The sequence below is a fragment of the Paenibacillus sp. SJS-P3 genome (genome assembly GCF_056711585.1).
On record NZ_CM160043.1, the window covers coordinates 187,226 to 210,706 of the forward strand.

The following is a 23,481-nucleotide window of genomic DNA, read 5'->3' on the forward strand; positions in this document are numbered from 1 at the left end:
GGACATTTTCCGAATAAAAAAGAAACTATCCGGGCTCATCCCCGTACTACAACAGACCAATCATTTAAAAGCTGTTCGAACACGCAAAAGAAAACGGGACTCCGAAGGGGAGTAGCTGCTACAGTAAAGTCGTCAATACGAGAGCCCACTCTCCGGCTTTACTGGCAATGCCGAACCGCATTGTTAGCGAGACCTTTGTGCATCCGAGGCCATTCATATCCTCGGGAAACAACGGTCTTTTTGCGTTCGGCCAGCTCATCTGGAGGAGGAAGAAGATGGATTTCGCTTTATTGATGGAATATGGATGGGTGCTGCTCGTCCTCATTGCCCTGGAAGGATTGCTGGCGGCCGACAATGCGCTCGTGCTGGCGATCATGGTGAAGCATCTGCCGGAGAAAGAACGCAAGAAAGCTCTCTTCTACGGCCTCGCCGGAGCGTTCGTATTCCGCTTCGCGTCCCTGTTCGTCATCTCGTTCCTCGTGGACGTATGGCAGGTGCAGGCGATAGGAGCATTGTATCTTCTGTTTATTGCCCTCAATCATATTTTCCGGAAAGTCATTGTCAAAAAAGGCGAGCGGAACGCGGAGCCGCATACCGGGGCCAAGCCCAAGAAAGCCGGGTTCTGGCCGACGGTCATCAAGGTGGAGCTGGCGGATATCGCCTTCGCCGTCGACTCCATCCTGGCTGCCGTGGCGCTGGCCGTGGCGCTGCCGACGACGAACCTGCCGAAGATCGGCGGCATGGACGGCGGCCACTTCGCCGTCATCTTCCTGGGCGGCTTCATCGGGCTGCTGATCATGCGCTTCGCTGCCAACTGGTTCGTCAAGCTGCTCGAGAGCAGGCCGTCGCTCGAAGTCGCCGCCTTTGTCATCGTCGGCTGGGTGGGCGTCAAGCTGGCGGTGCACACGCTGGCGCATCCCGCGCTGCATGTCATCCCGCATGACTTTGCCGAATCGACAGCCTGGAAGCTGACGTTCTACATCGTGCTTGTGCTGATCGCGGCCTGCGGCTGGTTCTTGTCCGGCAAGGCCAAGACGGAGCGGAAAGCGGAGACGGGAAGCTCGTTGTAACGTGGAATTCATCCGAGATGCAAGGCCGGACGCCCACAGCGGTGTCCGGTCCTTTTTTTCATCATCGGGGCGGCCGCTCGGGAATATTCTCGCCTTCGCCGCCATTGCTGGTAGAATGAAGGGAGTGTCTCTAGTCGGGGGAATGGGAAAGAGGGGAAGAGATGAGCGTCATACGGCTTGAAAATGTCACGAAGAAATACGAGGATGCTCTTATATTCCGCGAAATTTATTTTCGCGTGAGCCAGGGCGAGCGCGTCGCCGTCATCGGGCGCAACGGCGCCGGCAAGTCGACGCTGTTCAAGCTGATCATGGGCAAGGATGAGCCGACATCGGGCAAGGTGGAGGTTGATCCGAAGGCGAGGATCGGCTACTTCTCCCAATTTTCGGAGATGAGCGGCAGCCTGTCCGTCCAGCAGGAGCTGGAGCTGTGCTTCGAGCAGGTGGCCCTGATCGAGCGGGAGCTGCAGGAGGTGGCGGAGAAGCTGGGCACCGTCACGGATGACAGCGAGATGGACCGGCTGCTCTCGAGGCAGGCGGAGCTGTTCGAGCAGATGGAGCATCTGGACGGCTGGAACGTGTCCGTGGAGATCAACACGGTGCTGACGAAGCTCGGGTTCAACGACCGCTCGCGCCATCAGCCGGTGGACGAGCTGTCCGGAGGCTGGCGCAACCGCGCCGCGCTCGCCAAGCTGCTCGTGGAGCAGCCCGATGTCGTCCTGCTCGACGAGCCGACCAACTACCTGGACATCGAGGGAATCGCCTGGCTGGAGCAGTGGCTGTACCGGTTCGGCGGCGCCATGATCCTGATCTCCCATGACCGCCAGTTCATCGATAAGGTCGTCACGCGGACGATCGAGATCGAGAACTATCATTTCCAGGAGTATGAAGGAAACTACACTGATTACGTCCGCAAGAAGAAGATGCGCAAGAAGGAGCTCGACCGCCAGTTCGAGTGGGAGGAGGAGCTCCTGCTCATGGAGTCGGAAGCGATCGACAGCCGGGCGGAGCGCAAGTCGGCCAAGGACCGGCTGTCGCGCAAGCTGGCGGACAGCAGGAAGCGGATCGAGCCTCATCCCGTGAACGTGCTCATTACCGACATTTACGAGAGGCTCCGGTTCCCGGACAAGCTGGCGGAGGTCAAAGGAATCGGACAGGCCTACGACGGCCGGATCATCTTCGAGAACGTCAGCTTCGATATTCAGAAGGAAGACCGTCTGGTCATCACGGGTCCGAACGGAAGCGGCAAGTCGACGCTCATCAAGGCGCTTACGGGACAGGAGAAGCCGGAGAGAGGCGAGGTGAGCTGGGAGAAGGGCGTCGGGTACGCCTACTTCAACCGCATGTGGGAGGAGCTCGATCCGAAGGATACGGTCAGCCATGCCGTGAACACCTATGGACTCGGGCTTGACGCGCCGCGCAAGAAGGTGAACAAGTTCCTGTCCATGCTCCAATTCTCGGAGGCGGATCTCAGCAAGACGATCGGCAATCTGTCCGGCGGGCAGAAGGCGCGGGTGGCGCTGGCCAAATGCCTCCTGTCCGGCGCCGCCGTCATCATTCTGGACGAGCCGACGAACCATCTCGATCTGACGAGCATCCAGGTCATGGAGCAGGCGCTGATCCATTTCCCCGGCGCCGTCGTTACGGTCAGCCACGACCGCTTCTTCATCGACAAGATCGGCACGAAGATGCTCGCCTTCGATCCGGAGGCCGGAGTGACGATGCAGAATTTGTGAGGCGGGCAGAAGGCTCCGAGGGCGGCCCGGTTTTTGGACGCTAAGGAACGAGCTGCTGCAGAAGCTCGCCCCTTGCAGGTGAACAAATAAAGGCCAGGCGGTGTCCTTGAGGGACTCTGCCTGGCCTTTTTGTTGACTTAACCCATGGTTCAAGAAAAGAGTGCGTGAGGCTCCGTTCAGTCCTGGGGACGCGGCCCGGGCTCCAATCCCGTCGACGAGGCCGTTTTGATCAGCCGGATTCCGAGATCGTTCTCCAGCCGGATCTGGCAGGACAGCCGGACGGACGGGTCTTCGATGCCTTTGTTCCTCAGGGTGGCCGCTTCCGCCTCTCCCATCTCCGGGGCGTCGCCGGACAGCACTTCCACTGCGCAAGTGGTGCATCGGGAATTACCGCCGCAGCGGTGGAGCATATCGACCCCGTTATCCTCCAGCGCGAGCACGAGCTTCGTGCCTTCGCCCGCCTGAAGAGCTTCTTTTCCCTCGATTTGAATCGTCGGCAAGCGCGATCCCTCCTTTGAAATTTCAATTCTATAAATACATTCAAGCTCCATGCCCCTGATACCTGCAAAAACACAGCAGAAAAGGTCCTATTATCTCGCTAATATGAGCATGGAATGAGTTGCTTGGCGTCCATGGAATCCTCCTGGATGTGGGATGGGTTGAAATCGGGCTACAGCCATTGTACGGCCTCGATATTTCGTCGGGCATCGACTCATGAGTGCGGCTTTAACGGCATGGTTCCGGCATATGGGCGGTAAACGGCTTGGAAGAACCGGTTGTTTCCCGCGGAAGGACGGGATCTGTTGCATTTTGGACACATTATTTTCTTGAAATAGGCCAAATAGGTTGATCTATCAACTGATATTGATTATCATTACTAACTGAGGGTTTCAAAATCTGTCTATCCGGATTGGATATCGGCAGGCGCAACAGACTAGTCATGAATTGCGAATCGGCAAGCCGGCAATGATGGCGGCATCGGTTCCATCATCAAGGAGGATATCCCGTGGTAAAAAGCAAGCTGAAAGTTCCTGCCCTGCTGCTCAGCATCGCATTCATGTCCATGCTGCTCGCAGCCTGCGGAAGCGGCAATAATTCGAACACGGCGGCAGGCAACGACGCATCGCCGGCGCCAGCCTCGACGGCTCCGGCTGCGACGCCGGCGCAATCCAAAATGACGGACGGGCTCGGCCACGAGGTCGAAGTGCCGGCCAATCCGCAGCGCATCATCGCTTCCTACCTGGAGGACTACCTGGTCTCGCTCGGCGTGAAGCCGGCAGCCCAGTGGTCTGTAGCGAACGGCACCCAGGAGTACCTGCAGGATTCGCTGAAGGATCTCCCGACGATTCCATACGATCTTCCGCTTGAAGCGGTGACCAGCTTCGATCCGGATCTGCTCATCATCGGCTCGAACAGCGCCGTCGAAGGCGGCAAGTACGATCAGTATGCCAAGATCGCCCCGACCTTCGTGCTCGGCGACGAAGTGAACAACGACTGGCGCAAGGCGCTGCTGAAGATCGGCGAAGTTCTTCATAAGAGCGACGAAGCCCAAAAGGTGCTGGACGACTACGAGAAGAAGGCCGCAGACGCCAAGGCGAAGCTGGAAGCTGCGATTCCGGGCAAATCCGTTGCCGCCGTCTGGCTCGTCCAGGGCAAATTCTTCGTCGTCAGCGACAAGCTGTCGAGCGGAGCGGTGCTCTACAAGGATCTGGGGCTGAAGGCGCCGGAAGTCGTCAAGGAGATTTCCGCCTCGGGCGCAGGCAACTGGAACGCCATCTCGCTGGAGAAGCTGGCCGACCTGGATGCGGATTACCTCATTCTCGTGAACAGCGACAAGGACTCCGGATCCGCGGCGTTGAATGACGCCCTGTGGAAATCCGTGCCGGCCGTCAAGAACGGCAACGTATTCGAATATCCGAAATCGTCCAGCTGGCTCTACTATGGTCCGATTGCCAGCTCGCAGATGGTCGACAATCTGCTCAAGGATATCGTAAAATAAGAATGGAAAGATAGGAGGGAGCCGCGGCTCCCTTTTTTCGCTTGGAACTTATTTATTAAAACCTTGGAACTTTATTTTTCAAAGCCCTGGAACTCCATTTATCAACGCGGGAGTTCACCGCAACATGCGGGTGTCCGGCCGGGAGGCCGAATACGCCTGCAACTACAAGCAGACTGGGGAATCGGGACTATGGCAGCAACGACTCGCAAGGGAAGGGACGGCGGACAGCCTGCCGGAGATAAGGCGGACGACGCCTTACATAAGCTCCATTCCAGGCCAAGGACGGCTCTTGTCCTGATTGTTGCCGGGGTGGCGGCTCTTCTGTTCAGCCTGGCGCTGTCGGTCTCGTTCGGCGCGATGGACATCAAGTTCCGGATGGTATGGGAAGCGGTCTTCCATTACAACTCCGACTTGAAGGAGCATCAGGTCATTCAGGAGCTGCGCTTGCCGCGAGTGCTCGGATGCATGCTCGTCGGCAGCAGCTTCGCGGTTGCAGGAGCGGTCATGCAAGGAATGACGCGCAATCCGCTGGCGGATTCGGGCCTCATCGGCCTCAATTCGGGAGCGGCTTTCGCGATCGCACTCTGCCTCGCCTTCCTGCCTGGTCTTCCGTACCGTTATGTCGTGCTGCTGGCGTTTGTCGGGGCAGCGCTGAGCGCGGCATTGGTTTTCGCTCTCGGTTCATCCGTCCGCGGAGGGCTGACGCCGACGCGGCTCGTTCTCGCCGGCGTGACGCTCTCGGCGCTGCTGACAGCTCTCAGCGAAGGCATCGCCCTGTACTTCCGCATCGGCCAGGATCTGGCCTTCTGGTTCGCGGGAGGGGTCGCCAACATGCGCTGGCTGGAGCTGAAGATCATGACGCCATGGATCGCCATTGCGCTTGCCGGCGCCATGGCCCTCTCCCGATCGATCACGATGCTGAGCCTCGGCGAAGAGGTTGCCCGCGGACTGGGCTTGCGCTCCGGGCTGGTGAAGGGGCTTGGCCTCGCCATCGTCGTCGTGCTGGCGGGCTCAGCGGTGTCCGCCGTCGGCGCTGTCTCCTTCGTCGGGCTGCTCGTGCCGCATCTGGCGCGCAAGCTTGTCGGCGTCGACTATCGGTGGATCATCCCAACCTCAGCCGTGCTCGGAGCGCTGCTCGTCGTGCTGGCCGATCTGGCGGCAAGGACGGTCCATCCGCCCTTCGAGACGCCGATCGGAGCGATGATCTCGCTGATCGGCGTTCCCTTCTTCATCTATCTGGCCAACAAAGAGAGGAGGGAGCTATAGACGATGTTCATGTCCGAATCGGAGCGGCGCAAGCGCAGGAAAGCCTTGCTTGTCGCCGCCATCCTGAGCGCTGCGATCGCCATTGTTTTTGTCGTCAGCATGAATACAGGGGTGATCCGGCTCTCTCCGATCGATGTGCTGCGGACGCTGGCGGGAGGCGGGACGGAGCGCCAGCAGCTCATTCTGTTCGACTTCCGCCTGCCGCGGATCGTCATCTCCTTGCTGATCGGAGCCGGCCTGGCTGTATCCGGGGCCGTGCTGCAGGCGCTCTCGCGCAACGCGCTCGCGGATCCCGGAATCATCGGCATCAATTCGGGGGCGGGGCTGACCGTGCTGCTGTTCATCGCTTACTATCCGGCGCCGGCCGCAACTCCGGCTTACCTGCTGCCTCTGCTAGCCTGGGCGGGGGGAGGAGTCGCAGCCGCGCTCGTCTTCCTGCTGTCGTATCGAAGGCATATGGGGCTGTCCTCGAACCGGCTCATTCTGAACGGCGTCGCCGTCAACTCCGGCTTCGCCGCGGTGACGATCGTCGTCTCCCTGCGGATCAACCCGGAGCAGTACCAGTTCGTCGCGACATGGATGGCCGGCAGCATCTGGGGCAAGGATTGGAGCTATGTGCTGGCGCTGCTGCCGTTCATCGCGGTCCTCCTGCCCTATGTCTTGTTCAAGGCCCGGACACTCAACGTGCTCAACCTGGGCACTCCTATGGCAACAGGACTCGGAACGTTCGTGAACCGGGAGCAGGCTCTGCTCCTGGCCGCGGCGGTCGGGCTGGCTGGATCCTGCGCGGCCGTCAGCGGCAGCATCGGATTTGTCGGCCTCATCGCCCCGCATCTGGCCCGCCGTCTTGTCGGGCAGCGCTATCAGGCGCTGCTCCCGGTCGCGGCTCTGTCCGGAGCGCTGCTCGTCATGGCTGCCGATACGATCGCCAAGGTGATTCTGCAGCCAGCGGAAATTCCGACCGGAATCATCGTGGCGGCAGTCGGCGCCCCGTATTTTCTTTATTTGCTGTACCGCTCGAAGTAGAGATATCCTTGCTTGTTTGATCGCCGGCCGGAATGGTTCCGGCCTTTTTTTATGCCTGCGGATTGCACCTATACAATTGTCCGCAATCCTTCGTTGAGTTCCCTGCTCTTGAGCAGCGGGGCTTTTTTTCGAGAAAAGGAAGCAGACCTTTCCGCGCATGCATAAAAGCAGCTGGCATAGGAAATCATTCAGGTAGCTTCGCTCAAAGAAAGGAGGACTTTCCATGAAAACCGCTTTTTTGAAACTGATGGCGATCGCAGCCATCGCTTTGTTTGCAGTCCAGGGCCAAGGAAGCGCCAACGCCGCCAAAGACCCGATTCCGATGTTGCAAACGCTGTCCCAGGTGTCGGCCAATCAAATTCAGATCACCTATGATCGCAGCGTGGATGTCGTCAAAGGCATGCGGCCGTCCAATTACTGGGTTCAGAGCACGACAGACGTAGTGCCGAGCGGCATTGCGACGCTGGGCAAGGATGATAAAGTAATGCCTGATAATGCCTTGACGGGAAGCCGGGTTTCGATCAATCCGGTCGACGGCCAGAACAAAAGCTTCGTCCTGACTTTCAGTCAAGCCATCCCGACAGGCCAGTCCTACAGGCTGATCATCTGCTTCGTGACGATTCCCGGAGGCGCACCTTACAGCGGGGATAACGGAATGGCCGTATTTACAGGGAAATAGCACGGAGGAAGCAGAGGGCGATCGGCTTGAAGGCCGGGTCGTTTCCCCGTGCCGCTTCCTATTTCCAGCAAAAGCCCTTGAATCTGCATTCAAGGGCTTTTTTCCTGTCCCATCGATAGAACGAAGGCATCCCGCTCCAGGGATGCCTTTTTGCATGAATCGGATCGGCCGGCGGAAGGGACCGAGGATGACAAGACCGGGATCTTTTTTTAGAATGAAGCATATCAGCCTTGCCGTCCATGACTATAGAAAGAACACAGCGACCATTCTTAGGAGATGAACGACGATGTCCACAGATACCCGGCATGCCCTTATTCTGAACGAAGCCGAGAGCTTCGCCAAATCCGAGTTGGGAGGCGATCTGACCGGACACGACTGGTGGCATGTGCACCGGGTGGCCAAGATGGCGGATCGCCTCGCCTCCTTGGAGGGGGCAGATCGATTCGTCAGCGTATTGGCGGCTCTGCTGCATGACGTGGCGGACGAGAAGCTGAACGAGTCCAAGGAGAGCGGGCTCCGGAAAGTGGAGGACTGGCTCGAGATCCAGCTGGTGCAAGAGAGGGACAGGGTGCATGTGATGGAGATCATCTCGACGATGTCCTACAATGCGGGGGCGAATCCTCCGATGCGCAGTATCGAAGGGCAAGTCGTGCAGGATGCGGACCGCCTCGATGCGATCGGAGCGATCGCCATTGCCAGGGCATTCCTGTATGCCGGGGTGATCGGCCACCCGATCCACGATCCGGAGCTGCCGCCGCGCGAATCGATGACGAAAGAAGAATACCGCAAGGCCAAGAGCACGGCGATCAATCACTTCTACGAGAAGCTGCTGAAGCTGAAGGACCGGATCAATACGGCATCCGCCCGGCAGATCGCGGAGGAGCGCCATCGGTATATGGCAGGGTATTTGGACCAGTTCATGTCGGAGTGGGAAGGGAACTAGCGGGACTGCCGCTCGTCCAGGACGGTCGAAGGAATGGCGGCGTGCGGTCCAGGAGATGGAATGGTATGCTGAATGCCTATTGAGGCGCGCGAAAGGAGAGAAATCGGATATGAAGAAAAATCGAATCGGTTCATCCGGGCTGCTCGTCGGGGAGATCGGCCTCGGCTGCATGTCGCTCGGCACGGAGGAGGGCAAGGCGGTCGCGCTTGTCCATGAGGCGCTGGAGCTCGGCGTCAACCTGCTGGACACGTCGGATCTGTACGATGCCGGGCGCAATGAGGAGCTGGTCGGCCGGGCGATCAAGGGACGCCGGGACCGCGTCATTGTGGCCACGAAGGTCGGCAACCGGCGCTACCCCGGGCAGGAGGGCTGGACGTGGGATCCGTCCAAGGCCTATATCCTGTCCGCCGTGAAGGAGAGCCTGAGAAGGCTCGGCACGGACTATATCGATCTGTACCAGCTGCACGGAGGGACGATCGAGGATCCGATCGGCGAGACGATCGAAGCGTTCGAGCAGCTGAAGCGCGAGGGAGTCATTCGGGAATACGGCATTTCCTCGATCCGGCCCAACGTCATCCGGGAATATGCGGCACGCTCCTCGATGGCCAGCGTGATGAATCCTTACAGCATCGTCGACCGGCGTGCCGAGGAAGAGGTTCTGCCTCTTCTGGAGGACCGAGGCATCTCCGTCATCGCCCGTGGCCCGCTTGCGAGCGGTGCGCTTGCGGAGAACCGTCAGCCTGCCAAGGGAGTGACGGACTACAGCCTGGACGAGCTTGGCGAGCTGCGGAGCGGACTCAAGCGGCTGGCCGCTCCGCAGCGGAGCATGACCCAGCTGGCGATCCGCTATTCGCTGAGCCATCCGGCCGTCGCTGCCGCCATCCCGGGAGCGAGCTCGCGCGAGCAGCTGCTGCAGAATATCGCTGCTTCCGAGGTGCCGGAGCTGACGGAGGAGGAAGTCGGAATCATCCGCGGGCTTAGCAAGGCGAATGTCTATGCCCAGCATCGGTAGCATTGGCGTGAAATGACCGGAAGGATACAGAGAGGAATGAGGGAATGGGGTCTTTTTTCAGCAATATCAAGCTCGAGATACCCCGTACCATGACGTTGGCCGAGCTCGAGGAAGCGTTGGACGCCATCATGGACGGAAGGAATTACGAACGCAGCGAGGTCCCGGCCGGCCGCACGATCCACGTAGCCTGGGATCGGAACGGCAAGTGGCTGACCATCTACGATGAGGGAATCGAGGCTGGCGATTGGGACGAGCTCGACGGCATAACGGCGCAGCTGTCGCTAAGCGCTGGCACATACGCTGTGAGCAATGCCGTTCTGGACAGCGATCTGCTTCGGATGAGGCTCTTCGAGCAGGGGCGGGCAGCGGATATGTTCATCAACGACCCGGAGCTCTATAACGGGATGACGGGGCAGCGCCGCAAGAGGAAGGGGCAGCTGTCCAAATGGCTTCCGCTCCAGCAAGAGGGTCCCGACAAGCCGGGGCTGGCCGAGATCTGGGAGAGGGAAGAGGCTTGCGCCGAGAATAAATTGGCCGCGTTGGCCGAAGCCTTCGGATGGTCGGCGACGGCTACCGGAATGGGATTGTCGGATTGGGAAGAGATGGGGCAGGATCATGCTCCTGCCGTTCTTCGCCTTCATTTCCGGAAGAGTTCTATTATTCGTTGACCGAACCGGTCGATTCATGAAGATGCGGACAGCTCATTCAGCAGCCTGGCGGTCTCCTCCAGCATGCCCGGGATCCAGGCATCCGAGCCGGGAATCGCCTCGGTACCTCCGTCAACCATCCAACTCAAGGTTTTGACCAGCCAGCAAAGCCCTCCGATAGCGACCTGCCAATCCAGCTCGCCGGCCGTCATGTCATCCTCGATCTCCCGATATGCGGAGAGGATTTGTTCCCGATCTACTCCTGCATGCTCGCGTGCATCTTGCGCAAGGCCGTAAAGATCGCTCAGATCGGGACTCAGGCACGCTAGAGCCCAATCGACGGGCAGAATGGAACCGTCCTCTCGGACAATCAGGTTTTTGGCGCGGTAGTCATGGTGGGCGATAGTCATCGGAACGGTCCGGTACAGCCTTTCCAGCTGGGCAGGCAGAAGCCCCTGCATTTTCACAATCGTTGCGCTGCCCGCAAGCTGCGGCGAGGCGGCTAGCCTTTCCAGATGATGGAGAAAATCGGCAGCGTAAAGGGAATGCGAGACTCTTATTTCCGTTGGAATCGCCATGTCCAGATTCGCGGTTGCGACGCGTCTGATCCGAGCCAGCTCCCTGGCGGCTTCGAGGAACGCGGCGGGAGCGGGATCAAGCTCCAGATTGCCTTTTCCCACGTCCTCCATGACGATCGTGACGCTGTCTTCCGTTTCGAACGAGCCGAAGATGCGGGGGGATTTGAGACGAAGCGGAACAACCAGATCGCGATAGACGGCATGCTCGGCGGCCATTTCCTTGCCTCCCCACTTGACGATTCGAGTTTCCCCGGAAGGCAGCGTTGTTCGGTAGACCTCGGATAATGCCCATTGGCGAAGGAGCGTCCAACCGATGGCTTCCCGAATGAGCAGCGCGGAACGGAATGGTTTGAAGCGGATTGGAATCATAAGCATAGCCTCCGTAGATTAAAATGGGTACGGAGAAAATTCTGGCATACTGAGCCAAAAAAATATAGACTGTTTCGGTCCGCTCTGTTATGATGTTGAATAAGGTCTTGAAAAAATTCGGGACTCTTTTTTTATGCCTAAATTTATCTTTCGCTCTAAATAGCGGCCAACCTGGGAGGGATCGGATGCGGCTCAAGCGCTGGAAAAGGAATCTAGCCTATCACGGCATTCGCTTGCTTCGGCAGCGCCAAGGTTCCCACCGGATCTCGCTTGGGGCCGTTCTCGGATTCCTTCCCTGCTGGTACCCGACCTTCGGCATCGGACTCGCGTTGTCGCTCGGCCTGATCCGCCTGTTCCGCGGCAATGCCGTCTCCGGGCTGTTCGCGGCTTCCGCCGGGACCTTTCTGTGGCCGCTTCTCTTTTATGCTAACTACCTCACTGGACAGCTGGCGAGAGAGCTGTTTGCCCGCCCGGCCGAGCCGGAGCTGGACGAGCTTCTCTCCGAGCCCGCCGCGGACATCAGCTACGAGGAGACGGCCGACAGCCTTGGCGCGCTGAGCGGCATCGGTGTTGATTTCCTGATCGGATCCGTGCTCAACAGCATCCTCGTTTCCGCGGCGATGTACGGCTTGCTTCGAATTCTCTGGACCCGATACCGTCTCTCGATGCTGAAGCATGTGCGGGCCCGCGCCGCAGGTGCGAGAGCCGTGGCGACCGGAATATAACCGCAAAAAGGAAAGACGGCGCCTGGACGGCGTCGTCTTTTTGTGTTGGACAAAAGCTGGATGGCTCTCTTCCCCGCGCTCTTGCTAAGCCTGGCGGCGCGTCGACTTCGACACCAAGCCCCGGCAGCTTCTCCTGGGCCGCATCGGCGAGCGCGTAATCCGGACCGGAATGGAAGAGGAAGCCGAGGGCGAGCAGACGGTCGGTCAGCGCGACCCCTACCTTGCCGGCGAGATGATCGTAGCAAGTGCGGGCATGTCGCATATGCCTCTGCTCGACCGATTCGCGCAGCGACTTCACAGCCTTGACCGGCGCGATGACAAGCATGGCCTCCAGCGCCTGGCCGACCTCCGGTCCGGCAAGCCGGTAATAACGATGGCGTCCGGCGGCTTCCTGCCGCAGCTGCATGAATGAATCCGGAACATAAAGGAGCAAGCAGCAAAAAATCGTTATCTGTACGGTGCGCTATTACACAAACGTATGTTCCTGTGTTAAAATAATGGCATACATAAAGTTTGCGGGTTAAAGGAGTTTTGCTTCATGAATGACATTTCAGCTGTCTTAGACGAATTCGAATCGGCATCGAAGTGGGCAAGGAGCCTTGACGTCGCCGAGCAGGCTTGGAATCGCCCGATAGCGGAGGGAAAGGCCACGATCGCGGGGATTGTATCTCATCTGCTCAATTGGGACCGGTATCTGATCATTTATACGGTACCCTCGGTCTTGAAGGGGGAGGGAATCATCTTTCCCGAGTTCGATGCCTTCAACTCGTCTGCCTACGAGTATGCCGAATCCGGGGTGAAGCAGGAGCAGCTGCTCGCGGAATTCGCCGATACGCGCAAGGAGCTGTGCGCCTTGCTGCGCTCCATCGGAGAGGGGGAGATGCTCCGGGCCGTATCCGTCAACGGCGTCTCCCACTGCCCGCATACGGGCAGCCCTTATTCGCTGCTCTACGTTGTGGGAGAATTCGTCGACCATGACCGCCATCACCAGAGGCAGATCGAGATCGCGGCTTCATCTCTCTCGGTGGGACAGAGCAGATAGAGCGCAGCCGCCCCATTACGGCTGACACGGACCTTGATCCCGGAACGGCTCGCTTCAACTCGGCGGTCACGGTCAGAGGTCCAAGCCAAAAGACACCTTCACTATAACTTGAAGGTGTCTTTTGGCTTTGCTCCCGGGATGAGCTTCATCTCTTAGGCGAAAAAATCGGAGGATCCGCCGGCGTGTTGACGTCTGTCGTTGATTCCCGCTACTGCACGGAGCCCAAAACCCGCTCCCTGACCGTCTTCTCCGCGGGCTTGCCGAGCGCCAGCTCCAGCGCCCAGAGTACGGCGCCGGCAGCAGGCGGGGCTTCGAGCAGGACATAGCGGCACTCCTGCCCGGACAGGCTTCCGACATGATGCTTGAACCGGTCCCGCATGATGGGGGAGACGGCCTTGACCCAGACGGAGCCGGCCATGACGATGTCGACCGGCTCCTCTCCGAAGTCGAGCCCGCGGATGCAGCCTGCGGCGGACAGGGCCATCTGGCGGGCGGAATGATCGACCGCCGCGAACGCCGCCTCGTCTCCCGATGCGGCGGCCTCGAGCAGCACGGTGACGAGCTCCGTATAAGGCAGGGAGCGGGAAGTCGCCGCCTCGACGACGCGCTCGATGTACCGTTCCTTGTCGTCCAGGCCGAGCAGCCTCATGACCGGTTCGGTCATGGCGGTCGGCTGGCCGAGCCGGTAGAAGGCGTCATAGACGATGCGCAGCGCCCGGCGCGCCAAGTAGTAGCCGCCGGCCTCGTCGCCGGACAGCTCGCTGCCGACCCCGCCGATCTGCAGCCGCCGGCCGGAAGGCGAGATGCCTCCGGTGCAGGCGCCCGACCCGTTGATGGAGCAGATGCCGCTGCCGGATTCGCTGCCGGCCTTCACTCCGAGGAAGCTGTCGTTGTCCATCGCGAAGCGGGCGAAGCCGAGCTCCCCGATGATCTGGTTCAGGCTGGCCTTCTGGGAGGCGATATCCGCTCCGGCCAGGCCGAAGGCCGCTGCCGCAGCATCCTCGGCGCGCAGCCCGTTGCGGGAGAGGAGCAGGCCGAGCTGCTCTCCCATGACCCGCTTGGCGCTGATGTAGCCGTCCTTGAACTGCTCGTGGCTGCATGTGCCGGAGCGGATGGAGTCGATCTTCCTGCCGTTCAGATCGAACAAATAATAATCGGTCTTGCTGTTGCCGCCGTCAACGCCGATGACGAATGCGTTCTTCATGTGATGGTCCTCCTCGGCGCCTTACGGAAACTGCGGGAGATATTCCCGGTGAGCTTCCTTCAGCTCGTCGAAGCAGGCGCGGGCCGCGTTGTAATCGCCGACGAGCGGGTTCATCATGAGGGCGCGCATGGCCGCTTCCTCGCTGCCGGACACGGCGGCAGCGACCGTCTCGCGCTCGTAGGCCTTGATCATCCGCATGTAATCGCGGATATGGGCGTTGTCCAGCTCCGGCTGGGGAATCGGCTTCGCTCCGTCCTTGCCGATGACAGCCGATATTTCCACCGCGTCGCCGTCTTCCATGAAGCCTAGAGCGCCGTTGTTCAGCAGATTGACGACATGGATCTCCTGCTTGTCGTTCCAGATCGCATCGACGAGGCTGATCGCCACCTCGGAGTAGTTCGCCCCGCCGCGGGAAGCCAGCAGCTCCGGCTTCGCGTGCAGCTTGGCGTCGGCATACATGCCGAGCAGGTCCTCCTCGATCTCCATGCAGCGCTCCCCGCGCGATTGCTGGCTTTCCATGAGAATCTTCAGCTTCTTGTTCTTGAAATAGTAGTATTCCAGGTAAGAAGAAGGGATGGCGCCGACGAGCTGCACGAGCTCCTTGCTGAAGCCGCTGGAAGGGATATTCTTCATCGTCTCGCTGTTGAGGCCCATGTCCAGCGCTTCCTGCAGGTAGTCCTTGCCGCCGTGCTCGATGGCCGTGATCCAGCTCAGATGGTTCAGGCCGACATAAGTGAGGCTTGCATCGGGCAGCTCCATCGAAGCGCGGATGCTCTTGAACATATTGTAGGGTACGTTGCAGAGGCCGAGCATCTTCACCTTCGTATGGGTAAGGATGGCTTCGGTCAGGATGCCGGCCGGGTTGGAGAAGTTGATCAGCCAGGCATCCGGGCACAGCTGCTCCATGCGTCTGGCGATGTCGAGCATGACCGGAATCGTGCGCATCGCCTTGAAGAAGCCGCCGATGCCGCAGGTTTCCTGGCCGATCATGCCGTGCTTCAGCGGTATGCGCTCATCCAGCACGCGGGCCGGCAGCTTGCCGACGCGGATCTGACCGAGCACGAAGTCCGCTCCGCGCAGCGCTTCGTCCAGATCCTGAGTGAGCGCGACGCGGCAATCCATGCCGGCCGCTTCGATCATGCGCCCGCTGAGTCCCCCGACGATGCCGAGCTTCCGCTCGTCGATGTCCATCAGCGCGAGCTCGCTGACCGGCAGCCCGTCCTTGCGCTTGATGATGCCTTCGATCAGTTCGGGCGTGTACGTGCTGCCGGCTCCGATAATGGCGATTTTCATCTCGTATTCCATCTCCTCTAGCCTTTGCTGGTCCAACCGGATGTTGAGAAATGCGGCTTGCCGTTTGTCCGCGCGAGCGGCTGTCGAGCTCCGCCGCCAAGCAGGCGAAGCCGTTTTGCAGGGGTCATTCCGTTATGTGGGCTATTCTAGCACAGGTTGTCCGGTACGGGAATGAAAAATTGAAATTTTTATTCGAATGGTATATAAATAATTAAAATAAAATTTTAGCATCTGAATGGCGACAGCTGGATTCCCCTTTATCGCCATCCTGGATCTAGACTTCTCTATTCCGCGCGAGCCTTCAGCGGCCCGAAGAGAGGTTCAAGCCGTTTTGCTCGGACAACCCTTGTTTTTCGCACCGGGAGCGTATACGATAATGGCGCTGAACAAGCAGATTACATCGCCAGCCAAGCGGCAGCCGAGCAAAACGCATCGTCCTCTCGAGCGGCGAAGGCAGATGGCCGCTTCAGTAGAGAATAATAGAATGCTGCGCATTTCATACATCCTTTTTTCACCCGGAAACGGCAGGAGGCGGCCTATGGCAATCAACGACAGCGTTCTCATCAAAATCCGTGAGCGGAAAGACAGCTTGACTCCTGTCGAACGCTTGGTAGCAGAGTATATCTTGGAGAACAAGGACGAGATTCCGCATCTGTCCATCAAGAACCTTGCGCAGGGAAGCCGGACCAGCGACGCGTCCGTCCTGCGCTTCTGCAAGACAATGGGGTTCAGCGGCTACCGCAGCTTCATCGTGAGCATATCGGCCGCGCTCGGCTACAAGGAAGAGACCGGCGAGGAGCAATATACCGACATCCAGCCGGGAGACGACCTGCAGACGATCATCTCCAATATCGGCCGCAACAACATGATGTCCATCGAGGACACGCTCAGCCTGCTCGACCGGGATGCCGTGGCGCGCGCGGTCCAGGAGCTGCGCACCTGCAGCCGCATCTTCCTGTTCGGCATCGGCGCATCGGGACTCGTGTGCGAGGATGCGGAGCAGAAGTTCACGCGCATCAACAAGAACTGCCACGCCTATCTTGACGGCCACAGCCAGCTGACGGCAGCGACGCTGCTGCGCGAGGGCGACGTGGCGATCTTCGTCTCGAACTCGGGCAATACCGAGGAGATTCTGGATTCCCTCGACATCGCCTGCAAGAGCGGGGCGCTGACGATCGCCATTACCAAGTACGGCAAGAGCGAGCTGTCCGAGAAAGCCGACCTGCTGCTCAGCATCTCCACGCCGGAGATCACCATCCGCAGCGGAGCGATGGGCTCCCGAATCGCCATGCTGACCGTCATCGACATGCTTTTCGCCGGAGTGGCGAGCGCGGACTACCAGCAGGTGAAGCATTATCTCTCCCGCAGCCATAACATCATCGCCAGCAAACGCAGGAGATAGCAAGGATGATTTATTAAAATCTTCCATAAACAGGGTGTTCGGGGCGTAAAGCCTCGGATGCCCTGTTTTTGTGGGATGCGGGAAACCGAGACTTATGTTAACTTAACTCCCATGAAAAAGCTCTTTTTGGACAAGATCTGATATAAAATATCAACAAAATGTTTTATTCTAAAAATTTATTTCAAAATGTATTGACCATCCCGTTTGCGAATGCTTAATATTAGAGATGCAAGACGCAATCAACGAATCGATCCGCAGGCGCCTTGGCGCCGCGATCCAGATCACGTTAGGGGAATCAAGATGAATGAATACCTTGCCAGCTTGACGACGGAGGGAATCAATCCCGATACGCTGTCCATCGACGAATGCTCGACCGAGCAGATGCTGCAGCTGATGAACCGGGAGGATGCCAAAGTGCCGGCGGCCGTAGCGGCCGAGATTCCGCTGATTTCCGAGGCCGTGGACGTCATCTACGAATCGTTGTCGAACGGGGGCCGCATGTTCTACATCGGAGCCGGAACCTCGGGAAGGCTTGGAGTGCTTGACGCCTCTGAATGTCCGCCGACCTTCGGCGTTGATCCGCTGCTTATCCAAGGGTATATTGCCGGAGGGGACCAGGCGCTGCGGACGGCGGTGGAAGGCTGCGAGGACGACGGGGACGAAGGCCGCGCGGCAATCGACCGGATCGGCGTCACCGACAAGGATGTCGTCGTGGGCATTTCCGCCAGCGGCAGCGCCGCCTATGTCATTGAAGCGCTGCGTCGGGCCAGCGAAATCGGAGCGGCAGCCATTGGAGTCGTCAACAACAAGCGGACGCGGCTCAGCGAAGTGTGCGACATCTGCATCGCTCCGGTCGTCGGTTCCGAAGTCATCTCCGGTTCCACGAGGCTCAAGGCGGGAACGGCGCAGAAGCTGGTCCTCAACATGCTCAGCACCTGCACGATGGTGAAGCTGGGCAAGACGTACAACAACCTGATGGTCGACCTGAAGGCGAGCAACAAGAAGCTGTACGACCGGTCCCTGCGTATCATCCGGAACGCTACAGGAGCCGATGAGCCGACTGCGGCAAGCGCTCTTGAAAGGGCTTCCAAGGACAGCAAGCTTGCGATCATGATGATCCAGACCGGCCTGGAGCCGGATGAGGCGAGGGCGGCGCTGGATGCCAGCTCCGGCAACCTCAAGGCAGCGATACGTATCTGCGCACAGGCCAACTAAACCGCTCAGGGCCGGATGCGAACCTATAGAATTGGCTCACCAAAAAAAGGGAGGATCTTGAAATGAAAAAAAGATCAAGATTTGCCGCAACCGCACTTGCGCTCGTCGTCTCTGCCGGCGTCGTATCCGCCTGCGGAAGCAACAATGACGGCGGCAATGCCGCAGCCGGCAATACCGGCTCGGAAGGCGCCAGCGCCAAGAAAGACACGATTACAGCCCTTCTGCCTCCGGTATCAGCCAACTTCCAGGCCAACTTCAACCAGATGGAAGCCGAATTCACCAAGCAATATCCGAACCTGACCCTGAAAATCGAGCCGGCCAGCTGGGAAGACATGACCCAGAAGCTGGATACGCAGGTGAACGCCGGCAGCCCTCCGGACATCGCCTTCATGGGCTCGGAAGGCATTTCCAAATACGTTCCGATGGGCATGGTGATGGACATCAAGGACGCCGCGACGCCGGAGATGATCGCCGACTTCGACGAAGGTCCCTTGAAATATATGTACAACGGCGACGGCCTGTACGGCTTCCCGGCCTACATGGAAGTCCACGCGATCGGCGGCAACAAGCCGTTCCTCGAGGAAGCCGGCATTGATTGGAAGAAGGTGCAGCAGAACGGCTGGACGTTCGACGAGTTCCGCGAGGCGATCAAGAAAGGCGTCGTGAAGGAAGGCAATACGACGAAGCGCTACGGCTTCGTATTCGCCACCGCGGGCGTTACTTCCAAGGACTACCTCGGCATTCTCGTCAAGAACGCCGGCATGCCTGCCGCCTTCGACAAGGATCTCAAATATGCCTACACCAGCAAGAACTACCTGACGCTGCTGACGAACATCCGCCAGATGATCGACGACGGCTCGATGCCCAAGGAGCTCAGCTCCATCGACGCGGGCAAGCGCTGGAACATGTTCCTGACCGGCCAGACGATGATTACGGGCAAAGGCATGGCCGTCTTCGAGAACTCGTCGCGCCTGAACAACGAGAAGATCGACAAGAACGACGGCAGCGCCGTCAAGGACAGCATCAAGACCGACTACGTCGTGCTTCCGGTTCCTTCCTTCGCAGGCCAGCCGGCCGTAGCGAACTCCATCGTCGACGGTTATGTCACGTTCCGCGGCAAGAAAGAGCCGACGGCCGAGCATAAAGCGAATGTCGCCAAAGCGGCTTACTTCCTCGCCAGCGGCCAGGTTGCCGCAACGACCAATGGCGAGCTGTTCTCCGCTCCGATCACGAAGAGCTCGCGCAAGGCTGCCGAAGGCATGGAAAGCAAGCAGAGCCCGGAAAACAAGGCGGCGGTAGAGCATCTGCTGTCGACGGCCGCTCCGGCCCGTCCTGACATCCCGGCCGAGCTGGGCGCCAAGGCGATCAAGCTGGAGACGGAAGTCATCGTGCCGAAGCTGCAAGCGCTGCTCGCGGGCGAAACGACGCCGGAAAAAATGTACGAGGACGTGAAAAAGGCCGCCATCGACACGTTCGGCGCGGACGGAGTCGTACAGGATTAGCCACTTGCTCGGATAGCCGCCACCTCGGATAGCCGCCACAAGCGGCTATCCGATCTCTTTTATCGGATCGGAAAGAATGACAAGCGCATGCTTTCCTTCTCTACTCCAGGCAAGCGAACGCCCGCCGGTCAAGGCGGCCAAGTCGATCAGCTTGGAAGCCTACCAGCGGAAGCGGAAAGGAGTCCTGCATCATGGCACGAGAAGCTTCAACCATCAAGACCAAATACCGTTTGAACAAAGGGGACGGAGCCTGGGCCTACGCCTTCATCGCCGTCGCTCTGGTCGTCTACGCCATGTTCACGGCCTACCCTGTCGTCAGTGCCTTCATCATCAGCTTCCAGGACTACAAGCCGCTCGGCTCGTCGTATGTCGGCCTCGACAATTATGTCTCCGTCTTCAAGAGCGACCTGTTCTGGAAGTCGATGGGCAATACCGTGCTCTATACGGTGCTGACCGTCCCGGTCGCGCTGATGCTCAGCTTCGGCGTGGCGATTCTCATCATGCCGCTCAAGAAATGGATGCAGACCAGCTTCAAAGCCATCTACTATCTTCCGGCGGTCGCCTCCGGCGTCGCCCTGTCCGTCGTATGGCTGTGGATCTTCGATCCGCTGCAGTCGGGCATTCTGAACCAGCTGATCGGCTTCTTCGGCATCAGCAACCAGAACTGGCTCGGCGCAAGCGCGACCTCCATGTTCTCCCTCGTGCTCATGTCCTGGCTGTCCAGCCACGGAACGAGCATCATCATCTACGTCGCCGCCCTGCTCGGCATCGACAGCAGCTATTATGAAGCGGCCGATATCGACGGAGCCTCATTCCTGCAGAAGATGTGGCATATCGTCCTGCCTTGCCTCAAGCCAACCACGCTGTTCCTGCTCGTGACCGGAGTCATCGGCTCGTTCCAGGTGTTCCAGAACGCCTACCTGATGACCGGCGGCGGACCGGACCATTCCACGACGATGGTCGGCCTGCTGATCTTCGACACGGCATTCAAATACTTCGAATTCGGCAATGCCGCGGCGCAGTCGCTCGTGCTCGCGCTGGTCATCGCCGTCATGGCTTTTGTCCAGTTCAAGTTCCTGGGCAAAGACGTGGAATATTAAGCGGAAGGAGGCCGGAATATGGGCTTATACAACACTCACTTAGGCAACACGATGCTGCGCAGCCTCCGCAATGCCGTCATCATCTTCCTCCTTCTGCTGTTCGCGCTGGCGACGCTGTTCCCGATCTACTTCATGTTCATCTCCTCCTTCGGAGATCCGGTGGAGGCGGGGGCGGTCAGCTATTCCCTGTGGCCGGAGAAGATCACGCTCGATTCCTACAAGTTCTTCTTCGATTACAGCGAGTACTCGTACCGGTGGCTGGGCAACTCCCTGCTGGTCGCGACCGTGACGATGGCGTCCAACGTCGTGTTCGCCACGATGGCGGGCTACGCCTTCGCCAAGATCCGCTTCCGGGGCAGCAAGGTCCTGTTCGGCGTCCTGCTCGTCGCCATGATGATTCCGTACCAGGTGACGCAGGTTCCGCTGTACATCCTCATCGTCAACGTCTTCAACATCTCCAACTCGTATACGGCGCTGATCGCGCCGAGCCTGGTCACTGTCTACAACATCTTCCTGGCCAAGCAGTTCATGGGCTCCATACCGAAGGAAATTCTGGAGAGCGCCAAGGTGGAGGGCTGCAGCCAGTGGCAGATCCTCACCCGCATCGTCATGCCGCTGTCCAAAACCGTCATGGCCGTCATGGCCATCCTTACGTTCATGGAATCGTGGAATACGTTCTTCTGGCCGTTCCTCGTGACCAACACGATGGACATGCAGACGATCCAGGTCGGACTCAAGAACTTCCGCTTCGCCAACACGACGTACTTCGCTCCGATGATGGCGGGCGCGACCGTCTCGGCGCTGCCGATGTTCATCCTGTTCTTCAGCCTGCAGCGCTACTTCCTGGAAGGCGTCACTGTCGGAGCCGTCAAAGGTTGACGAGCCGGCCTGCGGGAAGAATCCCTCGGGGCTGAAGCGATGCCGGCCGGGCGGCCGGCAAAGGAGGCGGACAGCATCGTGATTGCCGCATGGGACAACCGCTATGAAGAGGAAGCGGTCGCGCTCTGGAACGAGGAAGCCGTGCCCGACGGCTATAAGGAATTGAGCGCTGAGCGGCTCCGGTCCTCCATGACCGGGCATCCGAGCTTTGATGCGGGGACGGCCTTCGTCTTGCTGAAGGAAGGCCGGGTCGATGGGTTTGCCGTCGGCTGCGCAGGCGACGGGCTGCCGCTCGGCGACGTCGCCGGTTATATCACCTGCGTCGTCGTCCGCAGCGGCCCGGAGGCGGATGCAGCCAGGGGCCGGCTGCTGGATCAGCTGGAGCGCCGGTTCCGCGAGCTAGGCAAGCAACAGGCGGAGATCCTCTTTTTCAATCCGATGAGGCTGGCCTGGTACATACCGGATACGCCGGGACATGAGCACAACAACGCTCCCGGCGTTCCGGCAGGAAGCTCCCTTCACCGCCTGCTCCTGGAGCGCGGTTATGCCGAACGGGCAATTCAGAAGGCCATGTATTTGCCTTTGGCGGATTTCTCCGTGCCGGATGAAATCCGAGCCAAGGAAGAGCGGGCCGCATCTGCCGGCTACCGGGTGGAGCGGCTCGATGCTGCGCGGCATTCCGGACTGGCAGAGATGCTGGAGGCGCTCGGCAACCCGCTTTGGAAGCAAGAGATCGCTTCTGCGGCCGTTTCAGGCGTGCCGGTGCTGCTCGCCGCCCATGAAGGGCGGGCGGCAGGCTTTGCCGGGCCGGTCATCCGCGAAGACACCGGGCGCGGCTACTTCGCCGGCATCGGGGTCGAGCCCGGCCATGAAGGACATGGACTTGGCACGATCCTGTTCTTCCGCCTCTGCGAAGCGTTCCGCTCCGCCGGCGCGGACTACATGTCCTTGTACACCGGAAGCGGCAACCCCGCTTTGCGCATCTACGAAAAAGCCGGTTTCAGGACGGTGAAGGAATTCGCCGTCATGAGAAAGGAGCTCTGAACATGAGCGAGAGAAAGCCTTTGACGATTCTTGGAATCGGCGCGCATGTAGGCGACGTCGAGCTGGTGGCGGGCGGCGTGCTCGCCAGCCACTATCTGAAGGGCGACCGCATCGCGACACTGGCGCTGACCGCAGGCGAGCGAGGCGTGCCCGAGGGCCGGGACGTGAACGAATACCGCGACCAAAAAATCCGCGAAGCCCATATGTTCGCCGGCATGCTCGGCGGCGAAGCGAGAGTGTTCGAGATTCCCGACGGAGAGATTCCCGACGACGAGGCGATCCGCCTGCGCGTCTGCGATGTCATACGCGAGGTGAAGCCGAACATCATCATCACCCATCACTGCAACAGCATGCACAAGGACCATGCCACGACGCACCGGATCGTCAATGACGCGCGGTTTTTCGCCGGACTGAAGGCGATGGAGCGGAAGCATCCGGCCCATTTTGCCGGCAAGCTGTATTACGGGGAGAACTGGGAGGACGCGGTCGGCTACGTCCCTTACGTCTACGTCGACTTCGACCAGGCAGCGTTCGATCTCTGGATCGAGGCTCTGTCCACCCATTGGTTCGTCACCGGCAGCAAGTCATTCAATTACATGGACTATTACAAGAGCCTGGCACGCGTGCGCGGTCTCGAAGCCCGCAAGGAGTACGCGGAGACGTTCATGATCCCGCCGGAGACGATGCGTCTGCGCCAATCCGAGCTGTAAGCGGCGGCCGGGATGAATACCGAACGGCTTCGGCCGGATAGCG

At 59.5% G+C, this 23,481-nt stretch carries 23 protein-coding genes; 19 read left to right on the forward strand and 4 right to left on the reverse strand.

Annotated features, from left to right (window positions below):
• Positions 1-275 precede the first annotated feature (275 nt).
• Positions 276-1,070, forward strand: a complete 795-nt coding sequence (locus AC06G8_RS00875) for a TerC family protein (RefSeq protein WP_480284126.1) — start codon at positions 276-278, stop codon at positions 1,068-1,070.
• Positions 1,071-1,231: 161 nt separating this feature from the next.
• Positions 1,232-2,803: an ABC-F family ATP-binding cassette domain-containing protein gene (locus AC06G8_RS00880; RefSeq protein WP_480284127.1), complete on the forward strand. Its 1,572-nt coding sequence runs from the start codon at positions 1,232-1,234 to the stop codon at positions 2,801-2,803.
• A gap of 176 nt (positions 2,804-2,979) precedes the next feature.
• Here AC06G8_RS00880 and AC06G8_RS00885 read toward each other — a convergent pair whose 3' ends face one another.
• Positions 2,980-3,303: a 2Fe-2S iron-sulfur cluster-binding protein gene (locus tag AC06G8_RS00885; RefSeq protein ID WP_480284128.1), complete on the reverse strand. Its 324-nt coding sequence runs from the start codon at positions 3,301-3,303 to the stop codon at positions 2,980-2,982.
• A gap of 506 nt (positions 3,304-3,809) precedes the next feature.
• On the opposite strand from AC06G8_RS00885, the gene AC06G8_RS00890 reads away from it, so the two are divergent.
• From AC06G8_RS00890 to AC06G8_RS00920, 7 genes are all read left to right on the forward strand, one after another.
• Positions 3,810-4,802 (forward strand): ABC transporter substrate-binding protein, encoded by a 993-nt coding sequence (locus tag AC06G8_RS00890; protein ID WP_447665077.1) that lies wholly within the window; start codon positions 3,810-3,812, stop codon positions 4,800-4,802.
• A gap of 189 nt (positions 4,803-4,991) precedes the next feature.
• On the forward strand, positions 4,992-6,068 hold the full coding sequence (locus AC06G8_RS00895; protein WP_480284129.1) for a FecCD family ABC transporter permease: 1,077 nt from the start codon (positions 4,992-4,994) through the stop codon (positions 6,066-6,068).
• Between the two features lie 3 nt (positions 6,069-6,071).
• Entirely contained in the window at positions 6,072-7,094 is a 1,023-nt protein-coding gene (locus tag AC06G8_RS00900) for a FecCD family ABC transporter permease (protein ID WP_480284130.1), read from the forward strand.
• A 223-nt stretch (positions 7,095-7,317) separates the two neighbouring features.
• Positions 7,318-7,773, forward strand: a complete 456-nt coding sequence (locus tag AC06G8_RS00905; protein ID WP_447665074.1) for a hypothetical protein — start codon at positions 7,318-7,320, stop codon at positions 7,771-7,773.
• 286 nt (positions 7,774-8,059) lie between these two features.
• Positions 8,060-8,716 carry an HD domain-containing protein gene (locus AC06G8_RS00910; protein WP_480284131.1) on the forward strand — a complete coding sequence of 219 codons (657 nt, stop codon included), beginning with the start codon at positions 8,060-8,062 and terminating at the stop codon, positions 8,714-8,716.
• Between the two features lie 109 nt (positions 8,717-8,825).
• Positions 8,826-9,728 carry an aldo/keto reductase gene (locus tag AC06G8_RS00915; RefSeq protein ID WP_480284132.1) on the forward strand — a complete coding sequence of 301 codons (903 nt, stop codon included), beginning with the start codon at positions 8,826-8,828 and terminating at the stop codon, positions 9,726-9,728.
• Between the two features lie 44 nt (positions 9,729-9,772).
• Positions 9,773-10,396 (forward strand): hypothetical protein, encoded by a 624-nt coding sequence (locus tag AC06G8_RS00920; RefSeq protein ID WP_480284133.1) that lies wholly within the window; start codon positions 9,773-9,775, stop codon positions 10,394-10,396.
• Positions 10,397-10,410: 14 nt separating this feature from the next.
• On the opposite strand, the gene AC06G8_RS00925 is transcribed toward AC06G8_RS00920, so the two are convergent.
• Entirely contained in the window at positions 10,411-11,322 is a 912-nt protein-coding gene (locus AC06G8_RS00925) for a phosphotransferase (RefSeq protein ID WP_480284134.1), read from the reverse strand.
• 185 nt (positions 11,323-11,507) lie between these two features.
• Between AC06G8_RS00925 and AC06G8_RS00930 the strand changes: the two genes are divergently transcribed.
• The 3 genes from AC06G8_RS00930 (at position 11,508) to AC06G8_RS00940 (ending at position 13,089) form a co-directional block, all read left to right on the forward strand.
• Positions 11,508-12,047 (forward strand): DUF2062 domain-containing protein, encoded by a 540-nt coding sequence (locus tag AC06G8_RS00930; protein WP_447665069.1) that lies wholly within the window; start codon positions 11,508-11,510, stop codon positions 12,045-12,047.
• A 169-nt stretch (positions 12,048-12,216) separates the two neighbouring features.
• Positions 12,217-12,459 (forward strand): hypothetical protein, encoded by a 243-nt coding sequence (locus tag AC06G8_RS00935; protein WP_480284135.1) that lies wholly within the window; start codon positions 12,217-12,219, stop codon positions 12,457-12,459.
• Between the two features lie 126 nt (positions 12,460-12,585).
• Positions 12,586-13,089: a DinB family protein gene (locus AC06G8_RS00940; RefSeq protein ID WP_447665067.1), complete on the forward strand. Its 504-nt coding sequence runs from the start codon at positions 12,586-12,588 to the stop codon at positions 13,087-13,089.
• Between the two features lie 208 nt (positions 13,090-13,297).
• Here AC06G8_RS00940 and AC06G8_RS00945 read toward each other — a convergent pair whose 3' ends face one another.
• Both AC06G8_RS00945 and AC06G8_RS00950 read right to left on the reverse strand, forming a co-directional pair.
• Positions 13,298-14,293, reverse strand: coding sequence for an N-acetylglucosamine kinase (locus AC06G8_RS00945; RefSeq protein WP_480284136.1), 996 nt, complete (start codon positions 14,291-14,293; stop codon positions 13,298-13,300).
• Between the two features lie 21 nt (positions 14,294-14,314).
• On the reverse strand, positions 14,315-15,586 hold the full coding sequence (locus tag AC06G8_RS00950; RefSeq protein ID WP_480284137.1) for a 6-phospho-beta-glucosidase: 1,272 nt from the start codon (positions 15,584-15,586) through the stop codon (positions 14,315-14,317).
• A gap of 538 nt (positions 15,587-16,124) precedes the next feature.
• Between AC06G8_RS00950 and AC06G8_RS00955 the strand changes: the two genes are divergently transcribed.
• From AC06G8_RS00955 to AC06G8_RS00985, 7 genes are all read left to right on the forward strand, one after another.
• Positions 16,125-16,988 carry a MurR/RpiR family transcriptional regulator gene (locus AC06G8_RS00955; protein ID WP_447665064.1) on the forward strand — a complete coding sequence of 288 codons (864 nt, stop codon included), beginning with the start codon at positions 16,125-16,127 and terminating at the stop codon, positions 16,986-16,988.
• Positions 16,989-17,288: 300 nt separating this feature from the next.
• Positions 17,289-18,203 (forward strand): N-acetylmuramic acid 6-phosphate etherase, encoded by a 915-nt coding sequence (murQ, locus tag AC06G8_RS00960; protein ID WP_447665063.1) that lies wholly within the window; start codon positions 17,289-17,291, stop codon positions 18,201-18,203.
• A gap of 62 nt (positions 18,204-18,265) precedes the next feature.
• On the forward strand, positions 18,266-19,705 hold the full coding sequence (locus AC06G8_RS00965) for an ABC transporter substrate-binding protein (RefSeq protein WP_447665062.1): 1,440 nt from the start codon (positions 18,266-18,268) through the stop codon (positions 19,703-19,705).
• A 191-nt stretch (positions 19,706-19,896) separates the two neighbouring features.
• The gene (locus AC06G8_RS00970) at positions 19,897-20,805 is read left to right on the forward strand and encodes a carbohydrate ABC transporter permease (RefSeq protein WP_480284138.1); all 909 of its coding nucleotides are present in this window, start codon (positions 19,897-19,899) and stop codon (positions 20,803-20,805) included.
• A gap of 18 nt (positions 20,806-20,823) precedes the next feature.
• Positions 20,824-21,684 carry a carbohydrate ABC transporter permease gene (locus AC06G8_RS00975; protein ID WP_480284139.1) on the forward strand — a complete coding sequence of 287 codons (861 nt, stop codon included), beginning with the start codon at positions 20,824-20,826 and terminating at the stop codon, positions 21,682-21,684.
• Between the two features lie 78 nt (positions 21,685-21,762).
• Positions 21,763-22,728 carry a GNAT family N-acetyltransferase gene (locus tag AC06G8_RS00980; protein WP_480284140.1) on the forward strand — a complete coding sequence of 322 codons (966 nt, stop codon included), beginning with the start codon at positions 21,763-21,765 and terminating at the stop codon, positions 22,726-22,728.
• 2 nt (positions 22,729-22,730) lie between these two features.
• Positions 22,731-23,438 (forward strand): PIG-L deacetylase family protein, encoded by a 708-nt coding sequence (locus AC06G8_RS00985; protein WP_480284141.1) that lies wholly within the window; start codon positions 22,731-22,733, stop codon positions 23,436-23,438.
• Positions 23,439-23,481 lie beyond the last annotated feature (43 nt).

Bases quoted from the DNA above. Each gene is read 5' to 3' on its own strand.
- AC06G8_RS00875 (WP_480284126.1), top strand. From the start codon at position 276: ATGGATTTCGCTTTATTGATGGAATATGGATGGGTGCTGCTCGTCCTC.
- AC06G8_RS00880 (WP_480284127.1), top strand. From the start codon at position 1,232: ATGAGCGTCATACGGCTTGAAAATGTCACGAAGAAATACGAGGATGCT.
- AC06G8_RS00895 (WP_480284129.1), top strand. From the start codon at position 4,992: ATGGCAGCAACGACTCGCAAGGGAAGGGACGGCGGACAGCCTGCCGGA.
- AC06G8_RS00900 (WP_480284130.1), top strand. From the start codon at position 6,072: ATGTTCATGTCCGAATCGGAGCGGCGCAAGCGCAGGAAAGCCTTGCTT.
- AC06G8_RS00905 (WP_447665074.1), top strand. From the start codon at position 7,318: ATGAAAACCGCTTTTTTGAAACTGATGGCGATCGCAGCCATCGCTTTG.
- AC06G8_RS00910 (WP_480284131.1), top strand. From the start codon at position 8,060: ATGTCCACAGATACCCGGCATGCCCTTATTCTGAACGAAGCCGAGAGC.
- AC06G8_RS00915 (WP_480284132.1), top strand. From the start codon at position 8,826: ATGAAGAAAAATCGAATCGGTTCATCCGGGCTGCTCGTCGGGGAGATC.
- AC06G8_RS00920 (WP_480284133.1), top strand. From the start codon at position 9,773: ATGGGGTCTTTTTTCAGCAATATCAAGCTCGAGATACCCCGTACCATG.
- AC06G8_RS00925 (WP_480284134.1), bottom strand. From the start codon at position 11,322: ATGATTCCAATCCGCTTCAAACCATTCCGTTCCGCGCTGCTCATTCGG.
- AC06G8_RS00930 (WP_447665069.1), top strand. From the start codon at position 11,508: ATGCGGCTCAAGCGCTGGAAAAGGAATCTAGCCTATCACGGCATTCGC.
- AC06G8_RS00935 (WP_480284135.1), top strand. From the start codon at position 12,217: ATGGAAGAGGAAGCCGAGGGCGAGCAGACGGTCGGTCAGCGCGACCCC.
- AC06G8_RS00940 (WP_447665067.1), top strand. From the start codon at position 12,586: ATGAATGACATTTCAGCTGTCTTAGACGAATTCGAATCGGCATCGAAG.
- AC06G8_RS00945 (WP_480284136.1), bottom strand. From the start codon at position 14,293: ATGAAGAACGCATTCGTCATCGGCGTTGACGGCGGCAACAGCAAGACC.
- AC06G8_RS00950 (WP_480284137.1), bottom strand. From the start codon at position 15,586: ATGAAAATCGCCATTATCGGAGCCGGCAGCACGTACACGCCCGAACTG.
- AC06G8_RS00955 (WP_447665064.1), top strand. From the start codon at position 16,125: ATGGCAATCAACGACAGCGTTCTCATCAAAATCCGTGAGCGGAAAGAC.
- murQ (WP_447665063.1), top strand. From the start codon at position 17,289: ATGAATGAATACCTTGCCAGCTTGACGACGGAGGGAATCAATCCCGAT.
- AC06G8_RS00965 (WP_447665062.1), top strand. From the start codon at position 18,266: ATGAAAAAAAGATCAAGATTTGCCGCAACCGCACTTGCGCTCGTCGTC.
- AC06G8_RS00970 (WP_480284138.1), top strand. From the start codon at position 19,897: ATGGCACGAGAAGCTTCAACCATCAAGACCAAATACCGTTTGAACAAA.
- AC06G8_RS00975 (WP_480284139.1), top strand. From the start codon at position 20,824: ATGGGCTTATACAACACTCACTTAGGCAACACGATGCTGCGCAGCCTC.
- AC06G8_RS00985 (WP_480284141.1), top strand. From the start codon at position 22,731: ATGAGCGAGAGAAAGCCTTTGACGATTCTTGGAATCGGCGCGCATGTA.